3 protein-coding genes are annotated in these 5,604 nt (G+C 36.4%); all 3 read right to left on the reverse strand.

Annotated features, from left to right (window positions below):
- Positions 1–240: 240 nt before the first annotated feature.
- Complete coding sequence (gene gltA, locus QHH19_06570; protein MDH7517986.1) at positions 241–1,626, reverse strand: NADPH-dependent glutamate synthase; 1,386 nt, start codon at positions 1,624–1,626, stop codon at positions 241–243.
- Complete coding sequence (locus QHH19_06575) at positions 1,626–2,447, reverse strand: sulfide/dihydroorotate dehydrogenase-like FAD/NAD-binding protein (protein ID MDH7517987.1); 822 nt, start codon at positions 2,445–2,447, stop codon at positions 1,626–1,628. The genes gltA and QHH19_06575 overlap by 1 nt, the downstream gene beginning before the upstream one ends.
- Positions 2,448–2,531: 84 nt before the next feature.
- A partial coding sequence (locus tag QHH19_06580; protein MDH7517988.1) for a PEP/pyruvate-binding domain-containing protein occupies positions 2,532–5,604 on the reverse strand: 3,073 nt, incomplete at its 5' end.

The raw sequence follows: 5,604 nt of genomic DNA on the forward strand, positions 1-5,604 counted from the left end.
AAAACGATTTTACTAGATGTTACATTTTCTGGAATTCTTGGATATTCAATTATAATTGGATACAATGGAGTTTTACCTTTTTTATTATTAATTGCCTATCTTATTATTGGATATTTAGTTGGTTCAGCTTTTCAGTATAACGCTGAATTTAAATTCAGTAGATTTTCAAGAGCATAAAAACTATTAATATTTAAAATTGAAACAAACGATTTTATTTTTATAAAAAATTTTTCAGTTAAGTTATTTCTTTGATTTGATATACTGATCAATGGCCCGCGCTGCTTTTTTCCCAGCACCCATTGCAAGAATCACAGTTGCTGCACCAGTTGCAATGTCTCCACCTGCAAAAACACCAGGAACCGATGTTCTACCGTCCTCATCAGTTATTATATTTCCATGTTTTCCCAGCTTTAATCCTTTAAAAGTTCTTGGAATCAGTGGATTGGGGCTTTGGCCTATTGCAACAATTGCTGTATCAATCTGCATAACAGATTCTGATTCAGGAATGGGAATCGGTTTTCTCCTGCCTGACTCATCTGGTTCTCCCAGCTTCATCTGAATATATTCCATACCTGTTAATTTACCTTGCTCATTCCCAAAAAATTTTGTTGGAGCTGCTAAAAAGAAAAACTTTATTCCCTCTTCCTCAGCATGTCTTATTTCCTCTTTTCTAGCTGGTGCTTCTTCTTTAGATCTACGATAAACAATAAATGATTCTTTTGCTCCTAATCTTAATGCGGTTCTTGCGCAATCCATAGCAACATTACCTGCACCAATGGTAACAACTCTTTTTCCTATCTTAATTGGTGTATCATATTTTGGGAACTCATATGCCTTCATGAGATTAACCCGTGTTAGGAACTCGTTTGCTGAGTAAACCCCGTCTAGATTTTCACCAGGAACATTCAACCATTGCGGCAACCCTGCGCCAGTGCCAACAAAAACAGCATCATAATCTTTCATCAGCTCGTCGACAGTGATTGTTTTACCAACGATAACATCATATTTTATTTCAACGCCAAGGTTTTTGATATAATCAACTTCTGCCTTAACGATTTTTTTCGGTAAACGAAACTCAGGTATACCATACATAAGTACGCCGCCAGGTGCATGAAGTGCCTCGAAGATAGTGACAGAATAACCCATCTTAGCTAGATCACCAGCACAAGTAAGACCAGCAGGCCCTGCACCTATAACCGCAACCTTTTTTCCAAGTAGTTTTGGTTTTTCTGGTATCTTCACACCTTTTTCACGTTCATAGTCAGCAATGAAACGTTCTAATCTACCTATACCAACAGATTCCCCAATTTTTTTAAGCGTACATTCGCCCTCACATTGACTCTCATATGGGCATACACGACCAGAAACAGCAGGTAAACTATTCTTAGCCTTGATCACCTCTGCAGCTTTTTCAAAATCCCCCTGGGCGATACAGTTGATAAAACCAGGTATATCGATCTCAACAGGACAACCAGTCATACAAGGCTTGTTTTTACATTGCAAACAACGTTTAGCCTCTTCTACCGCTATTTCTTTGGTATAACCTAGTGGTACTTCTCTAAAATTTTTTATACGCTCTTTTGGTGGCTGCTCAGGCATCTCATGTTTTGTTTTACGTACGCTCATTAAACACCTGCTAGCTTACAGGATTCTCCTTCTTCATGGATAAATCTTCGGTTACGAAGCATCAAATTATCAAAATCAACCTTATGACCATCAAACTCAGGGCCATCAACACAAGCAAACTTGGTTTTCCCATCAACAGAAACACGACAACCGCCGCACATACCAGTACCATCAACCATAATAGGATTTAAACTAACCAAGGTTTTGATATTATATTTCCTAGTAAGATCAGAAACAACCTTCATCATAATAACAGGACCAATAGCCATAACCATGTCTATCTTCCGTTTCTCATCGATTAATTTTTGTAGAACATCACTAACAAAACCTGAATGCCCCTTAGAGCCATCATCAGTCGCAATGTATAATTCATCACTAAAAGCGTTGATCTCATCCTCTAACATAAGAAGACGTTTAGTCCTAGCCCCAAGAATAGAAATAACATGATTACCTGCTTCCTTTAAAGCCCTAACAATAGGATACAATGGAGCTATCCCTACACCCCCACCAATGCACACAACAGTACCATACTTCTTAATCTCAGAAGGAGTACCAAGCGGCCCAGCAAAGTTTTCAATAAAATCACCAACATCCAATTTACCAAGCTGTTTTGTTGTTTTACCAACTTCCATAAAAATGATAGTAACAGTACCATGTTTCCTATCAAAATCAGCGATAGTAAGAGGAATACGCTCACCTTTCTCATCTATACGAAGAATAACAAATTGCCCAGGTTGAGCTTTCTTTGCAACCAAAGGCGCTTCTATTTTCATCAATTTTACGTACTCAGATAATATCTTTTTTTCTAGTATCTTATACATATAAACACTTATCAAGATTTTTTCTAAGATAGACAGGTATCTAAAGAGTCTGTTAATATATTTTATTAAAATGGAAAAACTACATTATTCGACTTTTTGTTTCTCCGGTTTAATTATAACCGCATGTCCTGATCTACCATCAATTTTAACGATTACTGGAAATGTTAAATGCACGTGATTAACAAATTTCATTTTTTCGTTTAAGGTTTGTCCATCAAGCCATGACCAATCAATTGTGCATTCCTTTGAATGTAAAGGAATGTCTATATAACCGATACCACGGCTGATCATATTTTGGAAAAAATGTGTTCCTTGAGATGGTTTGATGTTGAAATTTTCCAATGCAGTTTCAACAATGACTCTTACACCTGAAATTTGACCCCATCGAACAGGTACACCAAGCCATCTATCTTGAGTACCCCACCTACCAGGACCAATCAACAAATAAGGGGATGAAGAGGCAACTAGTTTTTTATTTATTACCCCAATTTCTTCAGCCATCTCAACTGTTTTTGATGAATCAAAACTCTCAAACGGGATATAAACAATATCACGAATATTGTCTATTAAACCGTTTCCCAAAGCGCGATTAGAACGGATGAATATCTGTTCTTGTTTTATTTTATCTAACTGAATATCATATTTCTCCTGTGCTATAACAAAAGGACGTATCTGCAAGATAGCAAATGTCGGGGGCGTTTTATTTGTTGGATCAATATTCACTGCGAACTCAAATTCAACTGGGCAACCCATACCTTTTTGACCAACAACCAAGATATCTTGGAGGATAGGGGCAAGTGGAAATGCATCATATTTCAAGATGCCAGCAAAAGTAATTATAGGAAAACCACCATCAGACAAACCATCCCTGATGACACCATCATTTCTATCATATGTACTAGCCACCAGATCTAGTGAACCATCCCTTATTATATCATTGATTCTCAGTTTTTTACATGTATCAATCTTTGGTTCATTAAGATCAATGTATTTGTTTGATGTATCCAAAACATATAGCTCGCGTTGCGAATGCTCAAGAGCAGATTCAGGTGTAGAAAAATCAGGGTTTAGATCAGGATAACGCGGTGAGAACCTAAAAACTTTCTCCCCACCAACTACAGCTTTACCAAAACCAACAGCTATATTTGCGATACCATCTTCGGCAGTTTGATGAGAGATAGGATAAAAGTTATATGATCTTGCTATCCCTGATAAAGTCGGATAAAATCTACCATTGTATTCTTGTCCTATCAATTCCTGAATGACAATAGCCATTTTTTCTTCTTCTATTTTCAACGACAATGATTCAGCATATGCTTTTGGTTCCTTATAGAATACCGATGCATATATTAGTTTAATAGCATGACAAAGTTGCTGCAATCTTACATTATCATCTTCATGGTTATTTGGCAATAAAAAGGTGTCATACATACCAGCGAAAGGATGATTTTGATAATCCTCAAGAAGACTAGAGGATCGCACTGCTATCGGCGTCTTGAAATGTTGCAACACTGTCATAAGATTTTGTTTAAGTTCATCACATATTTCACATTTTAGAAATTCTTTTGCAATTTCTTCATCTGAGAGTTCTTCATTTTCAAAGAATCTGTAAAGATTGTTGTCATTGACAAATCTATCAAACTCAAGTGTACCAATCACAACAGAGTTTGGTACTTTTACTATTACATCATTGTATTTTTCATCAATTTTATATCTTGTTAACACAGCTCGCATAAAAGCAAGCCCTCGCCCTTTTCCACCAAGTGAGTCCCCTCTAAGACGAGTAAAAGATGAATCAAATTCGAATTTTTGTTTAGAAAAATCAGTAATAACGCCACGCTGTTTATTTCTCCGAGCATTATTGAACACTCCTATCAAATGTTCTCTTATAGCATTAAGATCAGGAAAGTCAGATACTTTTTTTGGACGTAACTCATTTGCTAGATCAAATTCACATCTAGCCATAAGCCAGTTTGAAAAATGATTTCTTTCAGAGTGGAATAAAATAGATTCAAGTGGAACTTTTTGCAATACCTCCTCAAATTCTTTCATGTTAGATGCACGCGCGATTTCCGTTGTTTGAACATGAATTCCCTCTGGTTTTAATTCATATGTTTTCTTTTTAGGATGTTTTTCTCTCTTAGGTAAAAGAAATACAAAATCCCCAAAACCAAGGTGGTTCAATAGAAAATGCTGAAAATCTTGCACAAGTGTTGGTGAGTTTTTATTCAAAAAATATGCATCCAATTCATCTGCCTTTTCCTTATTTTTAACTTCAGAGGATTGCATAAGTAATGGTAGATGAGGTAGTTGTTTGCGAATCATCTGTAAAAACTCATGCCCTGCCACAGGGTTTACTTGACCTCTCTGTTTGAATGATACATCACATAGCACACCTAAGAGATAATCTTTGTATTTTTTGTAATAATAATCTGCTTCTTCATATGTTGTTGCAAGTAATATTTTTGGTCTAGCCCTTCTACGTAAAAGTCGCTGCATCTCATTAAGATCATCAGAAAGAGAACGCCTTGTTTGTTGTACAACCTCTGTTAAAAGAATTGGAAGAAGCATAGAATAGTAATATATTGAATCCTCCACCATTATAAGCACTCGAACGTTTCCATTAACTGTATCGTAGCGGACATTCATGCTATCCTCAACATATTTTATTATAGCAAGGAAAAGCGCTGGGTTGCCTGTCCAAGCAAAAATTTTATCAATGCCGCTACCAGCGATGTTTTCCTCCTGAAACAGATTTATATCTGCTCTATCTGTTGCTAAAAGAATAACAGGCATATCTGGGCGGATTTCCTTTATTTTTTTACCGAATTCAAAAGGATCCATCCCAATGTTTTTAGCCATGGTAATTACTAAATCGTACCTTCTTTCCTTTAATTTTGATAACGCTTTTTCTCCAGAAGAAACACGTGTAACCCGTGGTGGTGCACTAAGAAGAAGATGTTGATATTCACCTATAACTAATTCAGCAATCAACCCTTCTTCTTCTATTATAAAAGCATCATATAGGCTTGAAACAATAAGAATATCTTTTACCCTAAACGGCATTAGAGCGTGGTAGATTTGGCTACGAAGTTCATATGTTTCTTCGAAATCTTCCTGAATTCTCGAACTATGAGAAATACCCTCGCCTGCCTTC

This window comes from Candidatus Thermoplasmatota archaeon (assembly GCA_029907305.1).
Lineage (GTDB): Archaea > Thermoplasmatota > E2 > DHVEG-1 > DHVEG-1 > JARYMC01.